Source organism: Methylocystis sp. Uni0008 (assembly GCF_056838045.1).
Genome location: NZ_CM166370.1, coordinates 1,418,608 through 1,442,273 on the forward strand (window position 1 = coordinate 1,418,608; position 23,666 = coordinate 1,442,273).

Genomic DNA, 23,666 nt, shown 5'->3' on the forward strand with positions numbered 1-23,666 from the left:
GAAAGGGAACTCTCCCTTAACGCTCAATAGAGCCCATCGTTCCGCTTGCGTCCAGCCAAACGGTGGTTCGACACGCAGATCAGTTTGCACGCGAGCCGGAACGTTCGTGGCGCCGCCAGATGATCAGCTTTTCGATCTGGTCGAACGATTTTCACTCGGACGCAGACTGATGGACGTCTTGTGCGCGACGAGTTGGGCGTCAGCTTAAAGAGCTTCGCGCGGGGGTTGCTGAAATCAAATCACCGAAAAACAAAATGATTGCCTGCCGGATCGACAGGCAATCATTGGAAAGTCAGTTTCGGGTGCGCAGCCAATGTTCGATCTCCGCTCGCTTGGGTTCCCGAACATAGATGCGACGCTCACGAACGTCATCCCGAGTGAGGAGCAACATCCTGGCCACAACGCCAGAAGCCTCAAGAATAAATTGTCGCCACGACACTCCAAGTTTAGGCTTCGAACTCATCTGGCTCTCCTTTCAACGGAGACGGGATAGAAAGACAACTCCCGCTTTTTGAGAATGTTCCAAAGTTGCCGGCCAAGCTTCAATGACGCCGAATTGCTCGCCAACGGCGCCCACCTATGAAAAAGCCCGAACCAAAGGTTCGGGCAGGAGAGGCGCCAAGGAGATGGCGTCGCCCAAAGGCGACGCGAAGTCGGATCTAATTCAGGGTCTTCAACCAGCTGTCGACTTCTTCGCGAATGCGATCGCGGCCTTCGCAATAGCGTTCCTGAAGAACGCCCTCGAACTGCTCGCGCTTTCCATCCAGACGCGCAAGGTCGTCGTCCGTCAGCTTACCCCACTGCTCGCGCAGCTTGCCGGTAAACTGCTTCCAATTGCCTTCGACGCGATTCCAATCCATCGCCATTCTCCCAAGGTTAAGGAGCGTTCCACGCCGACAGAACGCGGGCGGAGCCGTCTTGTTCCAGACCTTGGCGCTTAAAAGCGGACGCGGATTGAACGACGCCAGCAGCGGAAAACCGAGCGTCATCGGCAATCAAGTCGAACGATTCAGGCGGCGGCCGCGCCGCAGCACTTCTTGAATTTCTTGCCGGAGCCGCACGGACATGGATCGTTGCGGCCCGCCTGCTTGCCCTTCACGATGGGCGCATTCTTGCGATTGGCTTCCTCGAGAAAATACCAGCGGCCATCTTCCGCATCGTGGCGGAACAATGATCGTTCGCGATGCGCATACCGTTCGTCGTCGCTGGTGAAATGCGCGACGAACTCGACATATCCGGTTTCATCGCCAGCGAGTCCCTGCTCGGTGGACAGGATCTCAAGCCCGTGCCACTGCGAATTGCGCGACCAGTGCGTGATCGCCTTGCGATCGAAATCGTAACGCGACTCCGGCGCCAGCGAATCCACGAGATAATCGATGTCGCCCAGGACGAAGGCGGTGTAGCGCGAGCGCATCAGCGCTTCGGCGCTGGGGGCCGGCTGCCGCTGTTCGATATAGGGCGCGCAGCAGGCCGAATAGGAAAGCTTTTGCGCATCCATCGCGCGGCAGGGGCAGGTTTGATCGGTCATCGCTCGGTCGGCGTAAGAAGTGTCGCGCGTCGCTGCGCCTAGGCATCAAGACCTAGGCGACGAGAGCGTCGACGTCCAATGTTTTTGCAGTTTGTTCTGGCGGGGCGGGTTGGCGCGCCGCACAAACATTCTCAGCCGTCGGCGCCGCCTTCGCCGGGGCGCAGTCCCGAAGCGGCGGCGCCAGCCCGATGTCTCAGACGCCTCACCGCCTCGACCGCAATCGGGTCGAGGCCAGCGCCGCCATGATCGACATGTGCGATGATCGCCTCGCGCATGCGCGGGTCCCAGAATTTCTTCAAATGATCCGTCATGCTCGCGACGCCTTCGGGATGCTTCTGAGCCACGAAGAACTTTCCGATCTGGTTAGCCATTCTGACGAGCTTATCGACCGAATCATGCGACATGTGCGGAAACCTGTTCGAGGATGCGTCCTGGATGGGTGAAGATTTCGTAGTCCCGTCCGCGCATGACCGCAACGAGCGTCATGCCGCAGTGTTGCGCGTTGCGCACGGCGAGCGCCGTCGGCGCCGAGACCGCGGCGATGATCGGCGCGCCCATGCGCGCCGCCTTTTGCACGAGTTCGACGGAGACGCGGCTCGTCATCAGCACCACGCCCTGTGTCGCCGCGATCGCCTGACGCGTCAAAGCGCCGGCGAGCTTGTCGAGCGCGTTGTGACGGCCAACGTCCTCGCGCGCGATCAGCGCGCCGGAGACCGGGTTCCAGAAGGCCGCGGCGTGAATGGCGCGGGTCTCCTGATTATACTTCTGGGCGGCGGGAAGCCGCTCCATCGCCTCGATCAGGGCGTCGGCGCGCACCGACAGCGCATTGTCCAGCGTCGGCAGCGAACGCGTCGCAGCCTCGAGACTCTCGATGCCGCAGAGTCCGCAGCCCGTCGGCCCGGCCATCGAACGGCGTCGTTCCGCATAGGCTTCCTGCCGCCCGCCCCTGAGCCAAGCGCGCAGCTCGACGCCGGCGTCGGAGACGACGATCTCGACTTCCCCGGCCTGTTCCGGCGAATCGATCAGCCCCTCGGTCAGCGCGAAGCCGATCGCGAAATCTTCGAGGTCCGCCGGCGTCGCCATCATCACAGCATGGGTGGAGCCGCCATAGGTGAAGGCGACCGGCGTCTCTTCGGGGATCACGCGAGAAGAACGCGCCGTCACATCGTGACGGCGCGCCAGGCATTCCACCCGAATAGTCGGCGACGGCGTTTCTGTCATTCCGCCGCGTCGATTGCGCTCGCGATACGGCGGCTCTGCTCCGTCAGCTCGCGATACTGATGCTGCCAGTCGGTCGGGCCGTTGGTGGTCGAGACCTGCACCGCCGTGACCTTGTATTCGGGACAATTGGTCGCCCAGTCCGAATTATCGGTGGTGACGACATTGGCCTGAGTGGTAGGGTGGTGGAAGGTCGTATAGACGACGCCCGGCGCCACGCGATCCGTGATCTTGGCGCGCAGCGTCGTTTCGCCGGCGCGGCTCGCGACTTTCACCCAATCGCCCTCGCGCACGCCGCGATCCTCGGCGTCATGCGGATGGATCTCAAGGATGTCCTCGGGATGCCACTGGCTGTTCTCGGTGCGTCGCGTCTGCGCGCCGACATTATATTGCGACAGGATACGGCCGGTGGTGAGCAGCAAGGGGAAGCGCGGCCCCACCTTCTCATCGGTCGGCACATATTCCGTAACCACGAATTTGCCCTTGCCGCGGGCAAAGCCGTTGATGTGCATGATCGGCATGCCGTCCGGCGAGTCGGCGTTGACCGGCCATTGCAGCGAACCGACTTCTTCGAGACGCTTGAACGACACGCCCGCGAAGGAAGGCGTCAGCCGTGCGATTTCATCCATGATCTGGCCGGCGTCGGTGTAGTTCCAATTGAGCCCCAGCTTGTTGGCGAGCAGCTGGGTGACTTCCCAATCGGCGTAACCGTTCTTTGGCGACATCACCTTGGTGACGCGCTGGATGCGACGCTCGGCGTTGGTGAAGGTGCCGTCCTTCTCCAGGAAGGTCGCGCCGGGCAGGAAGACATGCGCATAGTTCGCCGTCTCGACCAGGAAGAGATCCTGCACGATGACGATGTCCATATTCGCGAGCGCGCGCGACACGTGGCGCGTGTCGGGGTCGGACTGCAGAATGTCCTCGCCCTGGACGTAGAGGCCCTTGAACGTGCCCTCGATCGCCGCGTCGAACATATTGGGGATGCGCAGGCCCGGCTCCGGATCGAGGGACACGCCCCAATCCTTCTCGAACGCCTGGCGCGCCGAATCATTGGAGATGTGGCGATAGCCCGGCAGCTCGTGCGGGAACGAACCCATGTCGCAGGAACCCTGCACATTGTTCTGCCCACGCAGCGGATTCACGCCGACGCCGCGACGGCCGAGATTGCCGGTCGCCATGGCGAGGTTGGCGATGCCCATGACCGTGGTGGAGCCCTGCGAATGCTCCGTCACGCCGAGACCGTAGTAGATCGCGGCGTTGCCGCCCGTGGCGTAGAGCCGCGCGGCGCCGCGGATGTCTGCGGCCGGCACGCCCAGCACGCTCTCCAGCGCCTCGGGGCTGTTCTTGGGCAGCGACACGAACTCCGCCCAATCCTGATATTCGTCCCAGTCGCAGCGCGACTTCACGAATTCGAGATTGACGAGTTTTTCCGTCACGATCACATGCGCCAGCGCCGTGATCATGGCGACATTGGTGCCGGGCTTGAGCGGCAGATGGTAGTCGGCGTGGATATGGGGCGACTTCACGAGGTCGATGCGGCGCGGATCGATGACGATCAGCTTCGCGCCCTCGCGCAGGCGCTTTTTCATGCGCGAGCCGAACACCGGATGCGCGTCGGTCGGATTGGCGCCCATGACGAGAATGACGTCGGCGTCGTCGACCGAGTCGAAATCCTGCGTGCCGGCCGACGTGCCGAAGGCCTGCGCCAGGCCGTAGCCGGTCGGCGAATGGCACACGCGCGCGCAGGTGTCGGTGTTGTTGTTGCGGAAGCCCTGTCGGGCGAGCTTCTGAACGAGGTAGCTTTCCTCATTCGTGCAGCGCGATGAGGTGATCACGCCGACGGAGTTCTTGCCGTATTTCTCCTGCGCGGCTTTCAGCCGGTCGGCGGCGAAGCTGATCGCCTCGTCCCACGAGACGACGCGCCACGGCTGATCGATCGACTCGCGGATCATCGGATCGACGACGCGGTCGCCATGATGCGCGTAGCCATAGGCGAAGCGGCCTTTGATGCAGCTATGGCCGTGGTTGGCCTTGCCGTCCTTCCAGGGCACCATGCGGACGACTTCCTCGCCGCGCATCTCCGCCTTGAAGGTGCAGCCGACGCCGCAATAGGCGCAGGTCGTGACCTCTGAATGCTCGGGCTGGCCGACGGCGATAACCGATTTCTCGATCAGCGTCGCGGTCGGACAGGCCTGCACGCAGGCGCCGCAGGACACGCATTCCGATTCCATGAAGGCTTCGTCCATGCCGGGCGAAACGCGCGAATCGAAGCCGCGGCCGGAAATCGTCAGCGCGAACGTGCCCTGCACTTCCTCGCAGGCGCGCACGCAACGGTTACAGACGATGCACTTGGACGGGTCGTAGCTGAAATAGGGATTCGACTCGTCCTTCGGCTTCCAGTTGAAGTTCGCTTCGCCGCTGTTGCGGGCGAAGACGTGATTGGCGCCGTCATAGCCGTAGCGCACGTCGCGCAGGCCAACCGCGCCGGCCATGTCCTGAAGCTCACAATCGCCGTTGGCGGCGCAGGTGAGACAGTCGAGCGGATGGTCGGAGATATAAAGCTCCATCACGCCGCGGCGGATCGCGGCGAGGCGCGGCGTCTGCGTCTTGACGGAAATGCCAGGCGCGACCGGCGTGGTGCAGGAGGCCGGCGTGCCGTTGCGGCCCTCGACCTCGATGACGCACAGTCGGCAGGAGCCGAAAGCCTTTATGCTGTCGGTGGCGCAGAGCTTGGGAATTTCGGTGCCCACCTCCATCGCCGCGCGCATGATCGACGTGCCCTCGGGCACGGTGACGCTCTTCCCGTCAATGGTCAGCGTAACAAGTTTCTCGGATTTTGATTCGGGCGTGCCGTAATCGATTTCCTTGATGAGCGTCATGGCTACCTCACTCAGCGGCTTCAAGGGCCGGCTTGCGGAAGTCCTCGGGAAAATGTCGAAGCGCGCTCTCGACCGGATAGGGCGCAAAGCCACCCAATGCACAGAGCGAGCCAAACTTCATGGTGTGACAGAGATCCTTAAGGAGTTCGATATTCGCATCGACGTTCTGGCCGTTGCGAATCTTGTCGATCGTCTCGACGCCGCGCGTCGATCCGATTCTGCAGGGCGTGCATTTGCCACAGCTTTCGATGGCGCAGAACTCCATGCCGAAGCGCGCCATCCAGGCCATGTCGACGGTGTCGTCGAACACTACGAGGCCGCCATGGCCGATGAGGCTGTCCTTGGCTGCGAAGGCCTCGTAGTCGATCGGAAGATCGAAAAGCGACACGGGCACATAGGCGCCCAGCGGGCCGCCGACCTGAACCGCCCGCACAGGACGGCCCGAGCGGGTGCCGCCGGCGATCTCGTTGACGACCACGCCGAGCGGAATGCCGAAATCCGTTTCGAACAGCCCGCCGTATTTCACATTGCCGGCGATCTGCAGCGGCATGGTGCCGCGGGAGCGGCCGACCCCGAGATCGGCGTAGTGCTTGGCGCCCTTCTCCATGATCATCGGTATGGTGGCCATCGACAGCACGTTGTTGATGACCGTCGGCTTCTCGAAGAGGCCGACATGGGCCGGCAGCGGCGGCTTGGCGCGCACGATGCCGCGTTTGCCCTCGAGCGACTCGAGCAGCGACGTTTCCTCGCCGCAGACATAGGCGCCCGCCCCGATGCGCAGTTCGACGTCGAAGTCGAAACCCGAACCCTTGATGTTCGTCCCGAGCCAGCCCGCCTCGTGCGCCCTCTCGATCGCGGCCTGGAACACCTTGGCCACGATCGGATACTCCGAACGCAGATAGACATAGCCCTTGGAGGCGCCGACGGCGTATCCGCAGATCAGCATGCCTTCGATCAGCGAGAGCGGATCGCCCTCCATGATCATGCGGTCGGCGAAGGTGCCGGAATCGCCCTCGTCGGCGTTGACGACCACGTATTTCTGGCCGGGCGGACAGTCCGCCACCGTCTTCCACTTGATGCCCGTCGGAAAACCGGCGCCGCCGCGGCCGCGCAGACCGGACTTGGTGACTTCCTCGACAACGGCCGCGGGACCGATCTCGAAGGAGCGTTTCAGTCCCTTGAACCCGTCATGCGCCTCATATTCGGCGACCGACAGCGGATCGATCACGCCGCAGCGCACGAAGGTGACGCGGTTCTGCTTCTTCATCCAGGGATGTTCGTCGACGATCCCGATGTTCAGCCGATGCGCGCCGCCGGCGAGGAAGCCGGCGTCAAAGAGCGAGGCGACGTCGTTAACCTTGGCGGGGCCATAACCGACGCGGCCCGCGGGAGTCTCCACCTCGATCAGGGGTTCGAGCCAGAGCATTCCACGCGAGCCGTTTCTGACGATCTCGATGTTTTCGCCGCGGACCGCGGCTTCATTGGCGACGGCGGCGGCGAGCTTGTCGGCGCCCATCGCGACGGCGGCCATATCCAGCGGAATATATATTTTCACCATCAGTCGCGCGCCTCCGCGGCGATTTCGTCAAGCCTTTCAGCGTCGACGCAGCCGATCGGCTCATCGTCGTAAAGCGCCGAAGGACTGTGGGCGCAAAGCCCGAGACAATAGACCGGCTCGACGGTCAGCGCGCCATCCGGCGTCGTGCCGCCCCAGTCGAGCTTCAACTTTTCGAGAAACGCCAGCGCCTGTCGCTCCGCGCCCATCGACTGGCAGGATTCGGCCCGGCAGATCTTCAGCACATGGCGGCCATGCGGGGCGCGGTGGAAGTCGTGATAGAAGGTGACGACGCCGTGCATTTCGGCGCGCGAGATGTTCAGCGCCTCGGCCAGTTCTTTGACGGCGGCGTCCGGCACATAGCCGAATTCTTTTTGAAACGCGTGCAGAATCGGCATCGCGGGCCCCTCAAGACCCATGTGGGCGGCGATGATTTCCCGCGCGCGCTCGTCGCTATACTGAGCAGCGCCAGCCATTTCTTCCCCTTCAGTGCGGGCGTTGCGCATACACGGCCGCCCTTTTTAGATTAATTCCGAGGACAGTGCCGGAAATCCAAGGCGCGATCAATAGCGACCCTTCGTTGTGCGATAGGGCAAACCTATTAAGCGCCGAGCGTTTCGCTTTCCGCGAGCTTTTTCGCCTCCGAGACGAGCGCCGCGACCTGCGGAATCACCGGATCTCGCTGCGGCGCAATAAGGCCGATCTCATGAACCGCCTCTGGCTCCACGATAGGAATCGATCGCAGCGGCGCCGCCACCTCCAGCGTCTTGACGAGCTTCTCGGGCAGCACGGTCGCCCAGTGGCCGGATTTCACATGATCGAAAAGCAAGATCACGTCGTTGGACTCCAGGATCGGCGCGGGCTCGGTACCGCCCTTGCGGATGAGCCGATCGATGATGCGACGGTTCTGCATGTCCGGCGTCAGCAGGCAAAGATCGATGCGCCCGATCTCGGCCCAGGTCACTCGCTCGCGGTCTCCAAGAGGATTGCCCGCGAAGGTCAAGAGCCGGTAGCGCTCCGTGCAGAGCGGCACGGTGCGCACGCGGCCGAGCGGCTCGTTGTCGAGATAGGTGATGCCGGCGTCGATCTCAAGATTGTCGAGCATCGTCAGCACTTCGCTGGACGAGGCGGAGATGATGGAAAAGCGCACTCCGGGGTGCTTCTCGCGATAGGGCGTCGTCAGCGCCGAGACGATGCCGAGCGCGGTCGGAATGACGGCGATCTTCAGCTGCCCGACGAGCCCTTCCTTGAGCGTGCGGACTTCCTGTCGCATCGCCCTGGCGTCGCCGACGATGCGCTTCGCCCAATCGAGCACCCGCTCGCCTTCCGCCGTCAGCCCGTGGAACCGAGACGAGCGGTTGACGAGCAGCACGCCCAGCGAATCTTCCAGCTGCTTGACGCCGGCCGAGAGCGTGGGCTGCGTCACGCCGCACGCCTCCGCCGCGCGCGAAAAGCTCTTCTCCTTTGCGACGGCGATCAGGAATTCAAGCTTTTCGATCACGACCGGAGTCCACAGGCGCGGATAGCCGCCAGAACGCAAGGGCGAAGCTCGAGATTGCCGAAGATCGGCTGGACCAGGCGTCGCTGGCGACGCTTTCTTCGAACCACGCGGGCGTCACATTAGCATATCCGCTCCGGTCGCGCCGAAAATTTCAAGGAATTCAAAACCGATGACCCGCTCGGGCAATTTGCCCGATCTTGCTGCAAGACGGCTTGAACTCATTGGCGGGCTTTCGAATTCCTGCTCTACTCGCTGCGGGTCTTCGCGTCGGGGAATGCGTCAATGCGGTTGATCGTCGGACTTGTCTTGCAGCTGATCGGCATCGGCCTTTTATGTCTGACGCTGACCGCCGGCTGGGTCATGGTTGACGCCCATCGCGCCATCGAAACGGAGGCGGCCGCCTCCGCCGAGCGCATCGCGCATCAGCTTGAGAATCTCTACTGGCGCGGGATTTTGTGGCGCGGCAGCATGCGCCGCGACAATATCCTGCCGATTCCGGAATGGGAGACGCTTTCCACCCTGAAGCTCGTCTCGCCGGGCGTCTGCATCAGCTATGCGCCGGGAAAAGAGGAGCCGCGCACGCTCTGCAGCCAGCTCGAGGGAGTGGGCGCGCCGGCGCCTGCGTGGTTCTCATCCGCCTATGAGCGCATGTTCGGCGCGCATGCGCCGATCGTCCGTCCTTTGACGGTGCGGCAGCCTGAAACCGGATCAATCCTCGTCAGGGCGGACCAGGAGGCGGCGATCCGGCAGGCGTGGCGACAGATTTCGATCGTCGTGAGCGTCGCGGCGTCGATGGCCCTCTGCTTTTGCGCGCTCGCGGCGATCGCCATCATTCATGCGCTGGCGCCGACCCGCGCCATCGTCGAGGGGCTACGTCAGCTCGAACAGGGGAACTACGGGAGCCGGCTCAACGCCGCGGTCAAAAGCGACTTCGGCGTGATCGCCCGCGCCGTCAACGACCTCGCCGAGCGCCTGGCGCAGACGACGGCTGAGCGCACCGCGCTGACCAAGCGGCTGTTCGAGGTCCAGGAGGAGGAGCGCCGCGCCCTCGCCCGCGACCTACACGATGAATTCGGCCAATGCCTGACCGCGACGCTTGCCTTCGCCGGCTCGATCGAGTCCGCGGCGGCCGAGCTTGATCCGGGCGTCGCCGAAGACGCCCGCTCCATCGCGCGCGCCGCCAAGCGCATGATGACGACGCTCCGCGACGCGTTGGCGCGCCTGCGCACGCAGGACCTCGAAGAGCTCGGCCTCGAAGCCTGTCTCATTCAACTCGCCGCGAGCTGGAACGCCAAGGCCGGGCGGAATTCCGTCGTTCACGTCCGGCTCCTGGGCGACCTCGCCGGCGTGCCGCAGACGATTGCAACCAGCCTCTACCGCATCGCGCAGGAATGTCTCACGAACGCGATGCGGCATGGCCGCTCGAAAAACGTCTATCTGCGCGTCGAGCGCGCGGCTTCGAACAACGGCCTCGTCGCGCTGACGGTCGAGGATGACGGCGGCGGCGACGCCGCGCGCCTCGCCGTCTCCTCCGGCCACGGCATTCTCGGAATTCGCGAACGCATCGCGGCCTTCGGCGGAAGTCTCTCGATCAGCGACGCCGCGCACGGCGTGCGCGTCGCGGCGCGCATTCCGCTCGCCGGCGTCGAGCCTACGCCCAAAGGTCTCGCGCCTGCATGATGACGATCCTTCTCGTTGACGATCATCCCATCGTTCGCGAGGGATACAGGCGGCTGCTGGAACGCCAGCCGGGCTACAAGATCGTCGCCGAAGCCGACAACGCCGCAGACGCCTATCAGGCTTATCGCCGCGTTTCGCCCGACATCGTCATCATGGATCTCTCGCTTCCTGGCGCGAGCGGCGTCGAAGCGGTCCGCCACATACGGCAATGGGATCGAAACGCGCGCATTCTGATCTTCACCATGCATAGCGGCGCAGCTTTCGCGCTGAAAGCCTTTGAAGCGGGCGCATGCGGCTATGTCACGAAAAGCAGCGACGCCGCCGAGCTTCTTCGCGCCGTCGCGATCGTCGCCGCCGGCGGACGCGCGCTCAGCGACGACGTCGCGCGCGAAATCGCCGCCGAGCGACTGGGCGAAGGCCGCGCCATTGTTGATGAACTCGGTCCGCGGGAAACGGAGATCCTGCGGCTCGTCGCCTCCGGTCGGACGACCGAGGACATCGCCGCGATATTAAACCTCAGTCCGAAGACGGTTCAGAACTACCACTATCAGATCAAATCCAAGATCGGCGCGCGCACCGACGCGCATCTCGTCTGGCTCGCGATTGGCGCCGGACTCGTCGGCGACGCATCGGCGTCCTGATCCACTCGAAAAAGGAAATTTGCCCAGCCTCCTCCGGGCGAAAGGCCGAAGCCGCACGCGCGCTGCGCAGCTACGGATCTCTCACTGAAGAGCGGAGCCTGGCGATGCGTAAAAAGACACTCACGCACATCATCTTATCGGCGATGGCCGCGATCGCGATCAGCGGCGCAGCTGCTGACGCCCAAACGTCGTCTTCTCCGCCGGCGAAACTCGCGGTCTTCGACATCGAGCTCGACGATTTCTCCGCCGGAGGACCGATCGCCGGCGAAAGCCCAGAGGAAACGGCGCGCCTCCATCGGATGACATCGCTCGTGCGGCAGCTTCTGGCCCAATCCGGCCTTTTCGAGATCATCGATGGAAGCGCCTCAACGGATCAGAGGGTGAGGGATCGCTGGCTGCGCAAGTGCAACGGCTGCGACGCGGATATCGCGCGCGCGCTCGGCGCAGACCTGTCCTTCGTCTGCTTCTTTCGAAAAGTGAGCGTGATGGAGCAATATCTCGAAATGCGCATCCGCGATGCGCGCACAGGCGATCTCGTGCATGTGTCGCAAACCGATTTGAGAGGAGAAACAGACCAGTCGTGGAGCCGCGCGCTGAAGTTCCTGATCCGATATCAACTCGTCGAGCCAGAGCTCGCGAGGCGACATCATCCCGTTCCGCGCTGAAGGTCGCGGCCGCGCTGCCCGAGCGGCATGGTTAACGCTTCGCTAATAGCCGCCCCCGAATCGCCCTAATTCTCCCCCTATTTCGGCTGGGCGCCTCCGGCGCTATTATATAAGCGGCGTTTTCATGCGATCCCGGCCGTTTCAGCGTCGGGTAACGGGGCTAAGCGGATGATCTTCTCGAAGTCCACATTGATTGCGGCGGCTAGCGCATTGATGATCGCTTTCGGCGCAGCCGCGCCGGCCCGCGCGACGCCATCGATCGTCATCGACGTCACCTCGGGCGCAGTGCTCTCGCATGATCAGGCGACGGCGTCCTGGTATCCCGCTTCCCTAACCAAGCTGATGACGGTCTATGTCGCGCTTGACGCGGTGCGCCAAGGCCGCATCTCGCTCGACACGCCCGTGATGATGTCGCCGCGCGCGTGCCGCATGGCGCCTTCCAAGATGGGCTTCAGACCCGGCTCGGAAGTCACCCTGCACAACGCGCTCATCATGCTGATGGTGAAATCGGCGAACGACATCGCCGTCGCCATCGCAGAAGGCGTCTCCGGCTCGGTCGAAGCCTTCGCCGACGAAATGAACCGAGCCTCCGCCTCGCTCGGCATGACGCAATCCGTGTGGGTCAATCCCAACGGCCTGCCCGACACGCGGCAGGTCACCTCGGCCCGCGACCTCGCCATTCTCGGGCGCGCGCTCTACCTGCAGTTTCCCGAGCACGCCAATCTGTTCAACGTCGGCGCGATGCAACTCGGCAAGCAGATCATCCCCACGCACAACCATCTTCTCGGCCGCTATCCCGGCGCCGACGGCATGAAGACGGGCTTCACCTGCTCGGCGGGCTTCAATCTCGTCGCCTCGGCCACCCGCGGCGGCCGGCGTTTGGTCGCTGTCGTCCTCGGCGCGCCGAACCCCATCCTTCGCACGGCGAAGATGGCGGCCCTGCTCGACCGTGGCTTCCAGAGCGGCGCGGCTGTCGCCTCGCTGGCGTCGCTCCCGGCTTCGGGTCCCACGGCGGCGCCTGACCTGCGCGAGTCGGTCTGTCATCATCGCGGCCCGGCGGCGGCCGAATTCATGGCGGAGATCGAGGACGCGTCGGTCCCGGTCGGCTCGGGAGTTCCCCTGCTCGACACGCTCGGCGGCGCTCAGCAGCAGATGAACGCCAAGGAGATCGCGCATCTGCCGCGCCCGCGCTTCGAGGCCGTCCCGGTCTATGTCGGACGCGCCCCCGGCTATGTCGGCCCGGTCGCCCGCACGCGTGCGCCCGGCGCGCCCGTCGGCGAGCAGACCGACCTCGCGGCCTATGCGTCGCAGCCCGAGCCCGGGGACGCGGACGCCTCGCCGATCAGCAAGCCGGCCCCGGACGCCGTGTCGCTGCGCCGCGCCAAACATGCAAAGGCCGCGAAAGCGGCGCGCGCCGCCGCCAAGGCGGCGAAAGCGGACGCCGTAAAGGTCGATGACGTCATCGCCGACGAACCGGCGTCGAAGCCCAAGGCGAAGAGCGCAGCGAAGCCGAAGCCCGCCGCGCCGCGCGCCGAAGCAAAGCCCGCCGCGCCGAAGGCTCGCTCCGCCGGGGAACAGGGCAAGAGCTGAGAATAGGCAGGTTTCGTTCGTTCTGGAGTCTCGCGCGGTTTTCGACGAAAATGCGCGCCGTCCGTGAGCAGGAAATCACTTCTGCTCCGACGCGAGCTCCGCCTGAATGAACGATCTGACCAAGCCCGCCGCCGGTCGCGCGACGCGCTCCGCGCCGGCGCCAATCCCCCTCACCGTCGTCACGGGCTTTCTTGGCGCCGGCAAAACAACGCTGCTCAACAGACTGCTCGCCTCGCCGGCGCTCGCCGACACGCTCGTCCTCATCAATGAATTCGGCGAGATCGGCCTCGATCATCTCTTCATCGAGAAGATCGACGGCGACATGGTGCTGATGAGTTCGGGATGCGTGTGCTGCACGATCCGCGGCGATCTGGTGAATACGCTCGAAGATTTGCTGAAGCGGCTCGACAACGGCCGGATCAAGCCGTTCAAGCGCGTGGTGCTGGAGACGACCGGCCTCGCCGATCCCGCGCCGATCCTGCACGCGATCATGTACCACCCCTATCTCATGATGCGCTATCGGCTCGACGGCGTCGTGACGCTCGTCGACGCGGTCAATGGCGAGGCGACGCTCGACGCGCATGAGGAGGCCGTGAAACAGGCCGCCGTTGCGGACCGCCTCGTCATCACCAAGACGGATCTGCCGCAAGGCGCCGGGCGCATCGAAGCGCTGAAGGCGCGGCTCGCGCGGCTCAATCCTGGGGCGCTGCAACTCGACGCAGCCAAGGGCGAAGCGGCGCCAGAGGCGCTCATCAACTGCGGTCTTTATGATCCCGAGACGAAGACGCCGCGCGTGAAGGAATGGCTCAACGCCGAAGCGGTCGAAGAGGCGCAGGCGCACGATCACGCGCACGGTCACGACCATGATCATGATCATGATCATGGTCATCACGGCGAGACTCACCGCCATCGACATGACGTGAATCGTCATGACGCGCATATCCGCGCCTTCTGTTTTTCGTCCGATGCGCCGCTGACGCCGGCCTCCTTCGATATCTTCATCGACCTTCTGCGCCACACGCATGGGCCGCGCATGCTGCGCGTGAAGGGAATCGTCGCGCTCTCGGACGATCCGTCGCGTCCTGTGGCGATCCATGGCGTGCAGCATGTCTTTCATCCGCCGCACCGCCTCGACGCCTGGCCGGACGCGGACAGGCGCACGCGCATCGTCTTCATCGTCAAGGACCTCGACGAAGGCTTCGTCCACGGACTCTACGGCGCGCTCGTCAATCACCCCGCGCCGGACCAGCCAGACGCGCAGGCGCTCGCCGACAATCCGCTCGCGCCAAGAACAAGCGGCCTGCTTGGCTGAGGCCCGCGTGACGCGCGTTGCGCCCCCGGACCGATTTGGCGGCGCGCCTTACGAGCGGTCGAGCCGATCAGAGACGCGTCGCTCCAAGCCCTGGAGCGCCTGAAGCCATTCAGCGGGAAGCCTGGCGAGCGCGGCGGAGGCTTGCAGCGAGAACCAGTCGGCGACGGCGTGCGCCACCGACGCGACGCCGCTTTCAAGACGCGACGGCCGCTGCGTTCCGCGCAGCCAGAGCGCCAATGTCGGAAAGGCCGTGACGGTCACCATCGCGGCGCCCACGAGCGCGGAGGCCGTCTGCGGCGCGAGCTGTCCCCTCCCCACGCCGAGATAGGTCAGCGCGACGACGAGCGGCAGCGTGGTCGACGACAGGAGCGCCAGCGCCGGCATGTCGCGCTCCGGCAACTTCCCGCGGAACAGGTTCAGCGGCGCCAGCCGGATGAGCAGGAAGGCGGCGCAAAAAAAGGCAAAGAGCGCTGCGGTCGCGGGGCTCCTGACGAGCGCCATCAAGTCGAACGACGCGCCGCTCTCGATGAAAAACAGCGGGATCAGGAAGCCGGAGCCGATCGCGGTCAGGCGCTCCTCCAATATTTCCGCCTTGGTGCCGCGCACGAGGATGGCGACCGCCATGCCCGCCATATAGGAGCCGACAACAAGCTCCATGCCGAACCTGTCGGCGAAGGAGACGAAGCCGAGCAAAACCACCAGCGAGATTCGAATGGGAAGAAGCTCGCCGTCGCCAAGCCAATGCACGACGCTGTCGGCGAGGCGATCGGAGCGCGCCCTCTTGAGAAAGAAAATCGCCGCGAGTCCGATGGCGATGAAGAGCGCGCTCAACAGCGTCTGATGGAGATGATGATTGTGCTGCGCCAGAACGATCGATGCGAGAACGAGCGGCCCGAGTTCGCTGACCGCCGCCACGCCCAGGACGTAGCGCCCGAATTCATTTTCGAGATCCCCGGACTGACGCAACATGGGGATCAATATGCCGAACGCCGTCGTCGGCAGGATCAGCGCGACGAGAAGCGGCGCCTCGACGAGGCCGACGAGATAGAGCAGTACGGAAATGACGACCGAAAGGCTCAGTGAAACCAGCCAGGCGAAAAGTCCGAGTCGCAGCGGCTCTCCGCTGATTTCCTTCTGATTGAACTCGAAGCCCGCCTGGAAGAACAGATAAACCAGCCCGAATTCCTTCAGGAAATTCACGGCGCCGTCGGCCGTCACCAGCCCCGCGCCGCTTGGCCCGACGAGCATGCCGAGCAGCAGTTCGATGGCGACGATGGGGGCGCGCGCAAAAGCCGGAACTCTGTTGAGCAGCGGCGCGAGCACGGCGATGCAGGAGATGACGAAAATCGTGTGGAACTCGCTCATGGGGGCGTCAAACTCCTGAGGGCCCGCTCGCGCCGAAACGGCGTTTCGCGGACAGACCCGACCGACCGATGATTCTTTTCGTGAGCCCTACGATGCGATAGGCTTTCGCCTGCGCTCAAGCCCTGAATTTCGCGCCCAGATTTACTGAGTGGATTTCGCCTGATGACGCAGCTCGCAGAGATGGGTCTGCTTCGGCCTCTCGCGCGGGCTGGGAATGCGCTTCTCGCCCTCGTCTATCCGCCTTCCTGTCTCGTCTGCCGGAGGGCCGTCGCGTGTCACGGCGCGATCTGCCCCGAGTGCTGGCGCGACATCGCCTTCATCGAGCGCCCCTATTGCGAGCGGCTCGGCACCCCTTTCGAGCGCGACCTGGCGCAGCCGGGACTGATCTCGCTCGAAGCCGCCGCCAACCCGCCGGCCTTCGGCCGCGCCAGGGCCGTCGCCCGCTATGACAGCGACAAGGCGCGCGCTCTGGCGCACCGGCTGAAATATTACGACCGGCTGGAGCTCGCCGAACCGATGGGCCGCTGGATGGCCCGCGCCGGCGCCGAACTCCTCGCCGACGCCGACGTCATCGTCCCCATCCCCTTGCACCGGCTGCGGATTCTCGCACGGCGGTTCAACCAGTCGGCGGCGCTTGCGCAGGCGATCTCGCGCGTGAGCGCCGTGCCGGTGGAGACCATGGCGCTGGAGCGCGTCAAGCCGACGGCGCCGCAGGTGGGGCTGACGCGGGCGCAGCGCGCCGCCAATCTCTCCGGGGCCTTCCGCGTCGCGCCGGAGCGGACCGACGCCGTCGACGGCCGCCATGTCGTGCTCGTCGACGACGTGCTGACCACGGGCGCGACCGCCAACGCCGCGACCCGCGCCCTGCTCAAGGGAGGCGCGGCGCGCGTCGATCTCCTCGTCTTCGCGCGGGCCGTGACAAGCGCATGAAGGCCGGCGTATAAGCGCGCCATGGCCCCCCGCATCGAAATCTACACCACGCCCACCTGCCCCTATTGCCTCGCGGCGAAGCTGCTGCTGACGCAAAAGGGAGCCGAATTCGAAGAAATCTCGGTGGCGTGGGATCCGCTCGGGCGCCGCCGCATGAGCCAGCGTGCCAACGGCCGTTCGACGGTGCCGCAGATCTTCATCGACGGCAAGCATATCGGCGGCTGTGACGATCTTCATGCGCTCGAAAGCGCGGGCGAACTCGACGCGCTGCTCGCCGGCGGAGCGGCGGCATGATCCGCTATTCGCTCATCTGCGACGCAGGCCACAGCTTCGAGAGCTGGTTTCGCGATAGCGCAGGCTTCGAGAAGCAGGCGGCGGAAGGACGCATCGCCTGCCCCTTCTGCGAGTCGACAAAGATCGCGCGCGACGTGATGGCGCCGAATGTAGCCAAACCGCGCGACGACGCCTCGCGCGAAGACGTGGCGCGCGAAATGCGCGTGAAGCTGCGCGAACTGCACGACGCCGTCGTCGCGCATACGGAGGACGTCGGCGAGCGCTTCCCAGAGGAAGCGCGCGCCATGGAGGACGGCGAAACCGAGCGCCGCGCGATCCGCGGCCGCGCCACTTTCGAGGAAGCCAAGGCGCTGCTCGAAGAGGGAATCGAAATTCTGCCGATCCCGGGGCTGCCCAGCGACGGCAACTGAATTTGCCCGCGCCCGTCGTCATTGTCGGCGCCAGCTTTTCTGGATTGGCCTGCGCTCATGCGCTCGCTGAACGGGGCGTCGCCACAACCATCATTGAACGAAAATCGGAGCCCGGCGAAAAGCCGCATACGACCGGCATTCTCGTGCGCGAGGCGGCGCATGCGATCGATTGGCTCGGGCCGCTGCCGGATCACCTCACGCGGCGCGTCGACGGCGTGCGGCTCTATGCGCCCGATATGCGCTGCATCGATCTTTCAGCGCCGGGCTATTACTTCCTCGCAACCGACACGCCGGAACTGATGCGCCTGCTCGCGCGGCGCTGCGAGGCGACCGGCGTGCGCATTCAATATGGCGCGCCGTTCACCAGCGCAGCTGCGCACGCGAATGGCTATGCGCTGCCGGATGGCGCGGACGCCTGCTATCTGGTCGGCGCCGACGGCCCCAAGTCGCATGTCGCGAAGACGCTCGCGCTCGGAGAGAACCGCCAATTCATCTTCGGCGTCGAACATGAATATGAAGGCGCGGATTTCGACGCGAGCGACCGGCTGCATTGCTTCATCGATAAGCGGCTGGCGCCGGGCTACATCGGCTGGATCATCGCCGGCGTCGGCGTCACGCAAGTGCGACTGGCCCGCAGGCTTGGCGCGACTTCGGCCGCGGAGGCGAAGAGCGCCATGGCGGCGTTCCTCGAAAAAATCGCCCCCGTCGCGGATTTTCGCGATCGCGCGCCGACGAATGTGCGCGCCGGGGCTCATTCCCTGCGGCGGCCTCGTTGCGCCGCTGGCGGCGCCGCGCGCGCTGCTTGTCGGCGACGCCGCCAGCATGGTCTCGCCGGTCACCGCCGGCGGCATTCACACGGCGCTGCGTCATGGGCGCGCCGCCGGCGTCGCCATCGCGGATTTTCTCGACGGCCGCGCACCGGACCCGGCGCAATGGCTGCCAAAATCTTATCCGCGTTTTCGCTTAAAGCGGACGCTGCGCTGGAGCTATGACAACTTCCAAAGCGACGCGGCTTTTAATCTGCTGCTGCGCTCTTCCGCCATGCGCGCCGCCGCCAGCGTCGTGTTCTTCCCAGAATGCGCGCGCGATGAGGCGCACATCCTGCGCCGTCATCACAATTGTCCTTCATTTAATTGGCCCATTTCGAACGTGTCCCGCCGGAAAGTAAGGATGTGAGCGAAGCGAGCTCCATGCTGGCTTTCGGCGTCCGCCGCGCGGCTGACGGAGCGTAAAGCCGGACGCTTCACGCCTTACGACGAAGCTCGTCGCCGCGCCTTGAGATGCGATGAGATATCGCCCGACGTTTTTTTCCGACGCGGCGCCTTCACGCTGTCATTCCCGACGCGCAAAGCGCGATCGGGAATCCAAAAAAACCAATCATGCGCGGCGTTGCTCTGGATTCCTGGTCAGGCCTGCGGCCTGCCGGGAATGACGCAATCTGAATCGTTATTGCGGCCGCGAATGCGGCAAGCCCTGAAGCAATCCAGCACCGTCTGCCGTTGCAGCTCGCATTCACTTACCGATGATGGACGGGGCATTACCCCTGCGGCAGATCGAAACGCTGGCAGCTGATCGCGCTCAGGCGGCCTCGTGCGCGCTCCTGATCGGAAAGGCGCTTGGCCAGCGAGCGGATCAGCACGAAGCCGCGCTTCGTCGGCGCGGTGAGCCGCACCTCCTGCGGCGGCGGCGCGTCGCCCTCATCCGCGCTCGCCATGGCGTCGATCTGGCGGGCGTCGCCGATGACGATGTCGATCTTGCCCTTGATCGCCGAGCGGTCGGTCATCGAGTGAAAGATGCGGCCGGCGTTGGCGTGAAAGGACAGGCCGAGAAAATCCTCGCCGTCGACGCTGGTCTTGACGCGCAGCGGACCCTTGGCGAGGTCATAGACGCAGACCGCCTCGGCGAAGGCCGGATCCTCGAAGGGCAGAGTCTCGGCGCCGGGCGCCATCGGCGGCAGCACCACGAGGCCTTCGGACGGACCGGCGCTCTTCACATAGGACGCCAGCCGCGCCAGCGCGTCGCGCGGGGCGACTGTCGGCATCAGCAGCACCGAAACGATATGCACGATGCCCGCGACGAGCAGCGTGGCGAGCAACCAGGGCAACAGGTCGAGATAGCGATCGGGAATATTCAGGCGCATCCGAGTTTCACGATTCTGGGAAAGGAATTTGGATCCGGAACCGACTCGGCGTCGAGCGGCGTATCATAGAGCCGCAGCATGACGACGAAGCCTTTCGACTCGCCCGGCGACAGCCAGTTGCCGGGCCGCGCGTCGCGCGCGACGTCGATCTCGAAGGCGCCGGTCTCCTTGCGCAGGACATCCACCGAGGAATAGCCGTAGCGCTCGGTCGGATTGGCGAGGAGCCGCCCGTCCGGGCTCGCGAGCGCGATCGTCCAGAAGCGCGCCGTCGGCAGCGGATCGACGATGCGATATTCGCAATCGGCGCTGAGCGGCGCGCCGTCCGAGTCGGTCCGCGCGATGAAGGCGAGCCCCTGATCGCGGCCGAGCGGCGCTTCGCCCGACCGCGCGATGACCGCCCGCGCATAGGGGTCGATGTCGGCGCCGCCGATATAGGGCCACGCCTTCCAGGGGCCGGCGCGCAGCGAATTGAAGCCGTAGCCGGCGTTGAGCGACAGCACGGTCGCAAGCAGGCCGATCACGAGCCCGGCGATCATCGCCGAGGCGGCGCGCAGATAATTCGCGTAAGGCTTGAGGTCCAAGGAGCCGCTCCCGCCGCTAACGGATGACGCCGTCGACGGCGCCGCGCGCGCGCTGCGCCTCGCGCCGCACGTCGTCGGACGCCGCCGGCTCGGGCGCCTCCAAAGCGCTCTGCTTGTCGCCGCTCACCGCTTTGATCTTCGTCTGGATCGATTCGAGCGCCTGGATCGCGCCCTTCGACAGGGTGGCGGGACGCTGCGGCGCGCCGAGTTCCAGCGGCTTGACGACATTGGCGTTGGCGGCCGCCGTCGCGCCCTTGGGGTCCGGCCTCAGGCCGACGATCGGCTTCAAGGTCGCGCCCTGATGCGCATAGGCCATGATGTCGTGCCAGGTGCCCGCCGGCAGCGTGCCGCCGGTCATGTTGTTCATCGGCGCGTTGTCGTCATTGCCGTACCAGACGCAGCCGCCCATCGTGCCGGAATAGCCGCAGAACCACGCGTCCTTGTAGCCGTTGGTGGTGCCGGTCTTGCCGATGACGTCGATGCCCTCGCCAAGCTGCGCGCGCTTGCCGGTGCCTTCCTCGACGACCTTCTTCATCATGCCGGCGAGTTCGACGACCTTGTCGTAGGGCACCGCCTGCTTCTGCGGCGGCGCGTCGCGGTCGTGGCGATAGAGCAGATCGCCCTGGCGATTGTGGATTTCGACGGCGGCGTAGGGCGTCGCCTTCTTGCCGCCGTTGACGAAGGCGGCGTAAGCCGCCGAATGTTCGAGCGGAATGACGTCGCTCTGACCGACCGGCAGCGACGGCGTGTCCTCGAGCGGCGTGGTGATGCCGAGCCGGCGGCAGGTGTCGATGATCTTGGCGCGGCCGATGCGCGAGTCGCCGCCGCCGATCGCCTGCGACAGCTGGATGGCGATCGTGTTGAGCGATTTCGCCAGCGCCATGGCGAGCGGCATGGAGCCGGCGTAGCCGCCGCTGTAATTATGCACGCAGTAATTGCCGATGCAGGTCGGCCGGTCGGTGACGATCGTCGTCGGCTTGAATTTGCCGCTCATCAGCGCGGTCAGATAGACGTATGGCTTGAAGGAGGAGCCGGGCTGGCGCGCGGCGTCGGTCGCGCGGTTGAACTGGCTTGCGCCATAATCCCGCCCGCCGACGATGGCGCGCACGGCGCCGTCGGGCTCCATGACGACCGCCGCGCTCTGCTTGGCGCGGAAGCTGCGCCCCTGCTCGCGCAGATTGGTTTCGATCACCTCTTCCGCGCGCTTCTGGACATTGGAGTCGAGCGCGGTGCGCACGCTCAGCACGCGATTGTCGCCGAGCTTGCCTTCCTGCGCGAACTTGCGGATCTCGCTGTAGGCGTAATCGAGATACCAGTCGGGACTCGTCTCGCGCGCCCTGTCGATCGGCGTCGCTGGATTGCGCAGGGCGGGAATGATCTGGGTCTCGGTCATGAAGCCGGAAGCGACGAGATTGTTGAGCACGTCATTGGCGCGGGCGCGGGCCGCCGGCAGATTGACGTGCGGCGCATATTTCGTCGGCGCCTTGAAGAGGCCGGCGAGCATCGCCGCTTCGGAGAGCGTCACGTCCTTGACCGACTTGCCGAAATAGAACTCGGCCGCCGCCTGAATGCCGAAGGCGCCGCCGCCCATATAGACGCGATCGAGATAGAGCTTGAGGATTTCGCGCTTGGTCAGATGATGCTCGAGCCACAGCGCGAGGAAGGCCTCGTTGATCTTGCGGGTGATCGTGCGCTCGTTGGAAAGGAAAAGATTCTTGGCGAGCTGCTGGGTGATGGAGGAGCCGCCCTGCACCACCCCGGACGACCGCGCATTGACGGTCAGCGCGCGCAGCGTGCCGATCACGTCGATGCCGAAATGTTCGTAGAAGCGGCGGTCCTCGGTCGCCAGCACCGCCTTGATCAGGTGATCGGGATATTGTTCGAGCGGCACGGCGTCGTCATGCTTGATGCCGCGCTGTCCGACCTCGGCGCCGTAGCGATCGAGAAAGGTGACGGCGAGATCGGTCTGCTTGAGCCAGTTCTCGTCGCTCGTCATCTGGAAGGCCGAGGACGCGAGCGCCATGGCGACGATCCCTGCGCCGAGCCCGAGCGTCAGCGCCTCACAGGACAGCTCCACCCCGACCCGGGCGACGCCCGAGACGTGGAAGCGCTCCATGAAGGTCGAGAAATCTTCATAGAGTTCGCGGGCGCGCCGTCCGCTCTGGAACATGGCGGAATCGATCAGCGCGTCGACCGCGAGCAGGATGCGCCTGACGCGCTTTAGGAAAGAAGAGGCCTGGAAACGCTCGAACACCGCTCAAATGCCTCCCGCCGCCGGCAAAACTTACCGGCGCTGCTTGGACTTTAACACTTTTTAAACCATCTTGACGACAGTCCGCGCGACCCACATTGCGTTATGGTTTCTGTCGCGCAAAGCGCAAGTCGAAAGAGAAGGATGGCGTTAAAAAAAGGCGAAAATGCCCTGCCGGCCGCGCAGGCCGAGACGCCGTTCTGGGAAAAGCCGCTCGCGGACCTCTCCCGCGCCGAGTGGGAGCGGCTCTGCGACGGCTGCGGCCGCTGCTGCCTGGTGAAGCTCGAGGACGAGGACACCGGCGCGATCTATCACACCAGCGTCGCCTGCAAATTGCTCGATCAGGACAGCTGCCGCTGCGGCGATTATCCGCGACGGCGCCGACACGTGCCCGACTGCGTGCGGCTAACGCTCGACAAGCTCAAGGATATTCGCTGGCTGCCGCCGACCTGCGCCTATGTCCTGCGCTTTCACGGCAAGCCGCTGCCGCCCTGGCACCCGCTGATCTCCGGCGATCCGGAGAGCGTCCACCGCGCCGGCGTGTCGGCGCGCGGGCGGATCGAAGCGGGCGAGGACGACGTCGAGACCGACGATCTGCCGGATTTCATCCGGCTCTGGCCGAAGCGCTGGCCGAAAAAGGCGCGATTCTAGCTTCGATGAATCTCGAGAAGCCGCGACACCTGAACCCACTCACGAACAGTAAAATGGGGCTCAGGTATCGACGTCGGGTGTACGCGTTAGGTCACTTCGCGGGCTTTTTGCCCTTCGATTGGTCGGGGCGCTGAGTCAAAGCGCTCGCGGCCAATGTTCGGATCTGGGACTTTGTCACCGAGGAGGGACTGTGAAGCGCCTTCCCCGCAATCGAACCTACTTTGGAGCTAGTTTTTTCGTTCTTAGCCATAGCCATACCACCTCATCATGTCGCGAGGGATGATCCGAATCGCTTGCCCAATTTTACTTCTGTTAGCCGTGAGCACGAAACAGGAACAAGATTGTCCACAGATCGCAACTCCGCGTTCCATCTCGTTATGATTTTATTCCTTGACAGCCGGACGATGGTCCTATAGAAGAGGGCCATGCTCCAAAATTGCGCTTGAGCGGCGCGAACGAATTTACCGGCGCGGCG

General features: G+C 64.7%; 22 protein-coding genes and 1 pseudogene. 11 read left to right on the top strand and 12 right to left on the bottom strand.

Features of this window, described 5'->3' with window-relative positions; translation table 11 throughout:
* Nucleotides 1-659: 659 nt before the first annotated feature.
* The 8 genes from AC0X69_RS06930 to AC0X69_RS06965 form a co-directional block, all read right to left on the bottom strand.
* Nucleotides 660-860, bottom strand: a complete 201-nt coding sequence (locus AC0X69_RS06930; RefSeq protein WP_482612619.1) for a CsbD family protein — start codon at nt 858-860, stop codon at nt 660-662.
* A gap of 149 nt (nt 861-1,009) precedes the next feature.
* A complete protein-coding gene (locus AC0X69_RS06935; protein WP_482612621.1) occupies nt 1,010-1,528 on the bottom strand; it encodes a YchJ family protein in 519 nt (172 codons plus the stop codon).
* 131 nt (nt 1,529-1,659) lie between these two features.
* Nucleotides 1,660-1,932: a formate dehydrogenase subunit delta gene (locus AC0X69_RS06940; RefSeq protein WP_482612623.1), complete on the bottom strand. Its 273-nt coding sequence runs from the start codon at nt 1,930-1,932 to the stop codon at nt 1,660-1,662.
* Nucleotides 1,922-2,749 carry a formate dehydrogenase accessory sulfurtransferase FdhD gene (gene fdhD, locus AC0X69_RS06945; RefSeq protein ID WP_482612625.1) on the bottom strand — a complete coding sequence of 276 codons (828 nt, stop codon included), beginning with the start codon at nt 2,747-2,749 and terminating at the stop codon, nt 1,922-1,924. Before fdhD ends, AC0X69_RS06940 begins: the two co-directional genes overlap by 11 nt.
* Nucleotides 2,746-5,625 carry a formate dehydrogenase subunit alpha gene (gene fdhF / locus AC0X69_RS06950; RefSeq protein WP_482612627.1) on the bottom strand — a complete coding sequence of 960 codons (2,880 nt, stop codon included), beginning with the start codon at nt 5,623-5,625 and terminating at the stop codon, nt 2,746-2,748. The genes fdhD and fdhF overlap by 4 nt, the downstream gene beginning before the upstream one ends.
* Before the next feature lie 7 nt (nt 5,626-5,632).
* Nucleotides 5,633-7,183, bottom strand: coding sequence for a formate dehydrogenase beta subunit (locus AC0X69_RS06955; RefSeq protein ID WP_482612629.1), 1,551 nt, complete (start codon nt 7,181-7,183; stop codon nt 5,633-5,635).
* Nucleotides 7,183-7,656: a formate dehydrogenase subunit gamma gene (locus tag AC0X69_RS06960; RefSeq protein WP_482612631.1), complete on the bottom strand. Its 474-nt coding sequence runs from the start codon at nt 7,654-7,656 to the stop codon at nt 7,183-7,185. The genes AC0X69_RS06955 and AC0X69_RS06960 overlap by 1 nt, the downstream gene beginning before the upstream one ends.
* A 125-nt stretch (nt 7,657-7,781) precedes the next feature.
* Nucleotides 7,782-8,681 carry a LysR family transcriptional regulator gene (locus AC0X69_RS06965; RefSeq protein ID WP_482613321.1) on the bottom strand — a complete coding sequence of 300 codons (900 nt, stop codon included), beginning with the start codon at nt 8,679-8,681 and terminating at the stop codon, nt 7,782-7,784.
* A gap of 282 nt (nt 8,682-8,963) precedes the next feature.
* Here AC0X69_RS06965 and AC0X69_RS06970 point away from each other — a divergent pair, with 282 nt between their 5' ends.
* The 5 genes from AC0X69_RS06970 (at nt 8,964) to AC0X69_RS06990 (ending at nt 14,569) form a co-directional block, all read left to right on the top strand.
* Entirely contained in the window at nt 8,964-10,361 is a 1,398-nt protein-coding gene (locus AC0X69_RS06970) for a HAMP domain-containing sensor histidine kinase (RefSeq protein ID WP_482612633.1), read from the top strand.
* Nucleotides 10,358-11,002, top strand: coding sequence for a response regulator (locus AC0X69_RS06975; RefSeq protein ID WP_482612635.1), 645 nt, complete (start codon nt 10,358-10,360; stop codon nt 11,000-11,002). Before AC0X69_RS06970 ends, AC0X69_RS06975 begins: the two co-directional genes overlap by 4 nt.
* A 104-nt stretch (nt 11,003-11,106) precedes the next feature.
* A complete protein-coding gene (locus tag AC0X69_RS06980; RefSeq protein ID WP_482612637.1) occupies nt 11,107-11,667 on the top strand; it encodes a DUF3280 domain-containing protein in 561 nt (186 codons plus the stop codon).
* A gap of 168 nt (nt 11,668-11,835) precedes the next feature.
* Entirely contained in the window at nt 11,836-13,257 is a 1,422-nt protein-coding gene (locus AC0X69_RS06985; RefSeq protein ID WP_482612639.1) for a D-alanyl-D-alanine carboxypeptidase family protein, read from the top strand.
* 106 nt (nt 13,258-13,363) lie between these two features.
* Nucleotides 13,364-14,569, top strand: coding sequence for a CobW family GTP-binding protein (locus tag AC0X69_RS06990; RefSeq protein ID WP_482612641.1), 1,206 nt, complete (start codon nt 13,364-13,366; stop codon nt 14,567-14,569).
* A gap of 48 nt (nt 14,570-14,617) precedes the next feature.
* Here the strand turns inward: AC0X69_RS06990 and AC0X69_RS06995 are convergent, their stop codons facing one another.
* Nucleotides 14,618-15,934 carry a cation:proton antiporter gene (locus AC0X69_RS06995; protein ID WP_482612643.1) on the bottom strand — a complete coding sequence of 439 codons (1,317 nt, stop codon included), beginning with the start codon at nt 15,932-15,934 and terminating at the stop codon, nt 14,618-14,620.
* A 162-nt stretch (nt 15,935-16,096) separates the two neighbouring features.
* On the opposite strand from AC0X69_RS06995, the gene AC0X69_RS07000 reads away from it, so the two are divergent.
* The 5 genes and pseudogenes from AC0X69_RS07000 to AC0X69_RS07020 all read left to right on the top strand — a co-directional run bounded on the left by AC0X69_RS07000 (nt 16,097) and on the right by AC0X69_RS07020 (nt 18,744).
* Complete coding sequence (locus tag AC0X69_RS07000) at nt 16,097-16,864, top strand: ComF family protein (protein WP_482612645.1); 768 nt, start codon at nt 16,097-16,099, stop codon at nt 16,862-16,864.
* A 21-nt stretch (nt 16,865-16,885) separates the two neighbouring features.
* Entirely contained in the window at nt 16,886-17,158 is a 273-nt protein-coding gene (gene grxC, locus AC0X69_RS07005) for a glutaredoxin 3 (RefSeq protein ID WP_482612647.1), read from the top strand.
* Complete coding sequence (locus AC0X69_RS07010) at nt 17,155-17,568, top strand: DUF1178 family protein (RefSeq protein WP_482612649.1); 414 nt, start codon at nt 17,155-17,157, stop codon at nt 17,566-17,568. The genes grxC and AC0X69_RS07010 overlap by 4 nt, the downstream gene beginning before the upstream one ends.
* A gap of 44 nt (nt 17,569-17,612) precedes the next feature.
* Nucleotides 17,613-17,984: pseudogene (locus AC0X69_RS07015) on the top strand (NAD(P)/FAD-dependent oxidoreductase); the annotation flags it as partial.
* 406 nt (nt 17,985-18,390) lie between these two features.
* Nucleotides 18,391-18,744, top strand: a complete 354-nt coding sequence (locus AC0X69_RS07020; protein WP_482612651.1) for a hypothetical protein — start codon at nt 18,391-18,393, stop codon at nt 18,742-18,744.
* Nucleotides 18,745-19,105: 361 nt separating this feature from the next.
* Here AC0X69_RS07020 and AC0X69_RS07025 read toward each other — a convergent pair whose 3' ends face one another.
* Genes AC0X69_RS07025 through AC0X69_RS07035 form a run of 3 tightly spaced genes read right to left on the bottom strand, consistent with a single transcriptional unit; the run spans nt 19,106 to nt 22,543 of the window.
* Nucleotides 19,106-19,708, bottom strand: a complete 603-nt coding sequence (locus tag AC0X69_RS07025) for a DUF1254 domain-containing protein (protein WP_482612653.1) — start codon at nt 19,706-19,708, stop codon at nt 19,106-19,108.
* The gene (locus tag AC0X69_RS07030; RefSeq protein WP_482612655.1) at nt 19,699-20,289 is read right to left on the bottom strand and encodes a DUF1214 domain-containing protein; all 591 of its coding nucleotides are present in this window, start codon (nt 20,287-20,289) and stop codon (nt 19,699-19,701) included. The genes AC0X69_RS07025 and AC0X69_RS07030 overlap by 10 nt, the downstream gene beginning before the upstream one ends.
* A 16-nt stretch (nt 20,290-20,305) precedes the next feature.
* Nucleotides 20,306-22,543, bottom strand: a complete 2,238-nt coding sequence (locus AC0X69_RS07035) for a transglycosylase domain-containing protein (protein ID WP_482612657.1) — start codon at nt 22,541-22,543, stop codon at nt 20,306-20,308.
* 141 nt (nt 22,544-22,684) lie between these two features.
* Here AC0X69_RS07035 and AC0X69_RS07040 point away from each other — a divergent pair, with 141 nt between their 5' ends.
* Nucleotides 22,685-23,191, top strand: a complete 507-nt coding sequence (locus tag AC0X69_RS07040) for a YcgN family cysteine cluster protein (protein WP_482612659.1) — start codon at nt 22,685-22,687, stop codon at nt 23,189-23,191.
* The last annotated feature ends 475 nt before the right edge of the window (nt 23,192-23,666 follow it).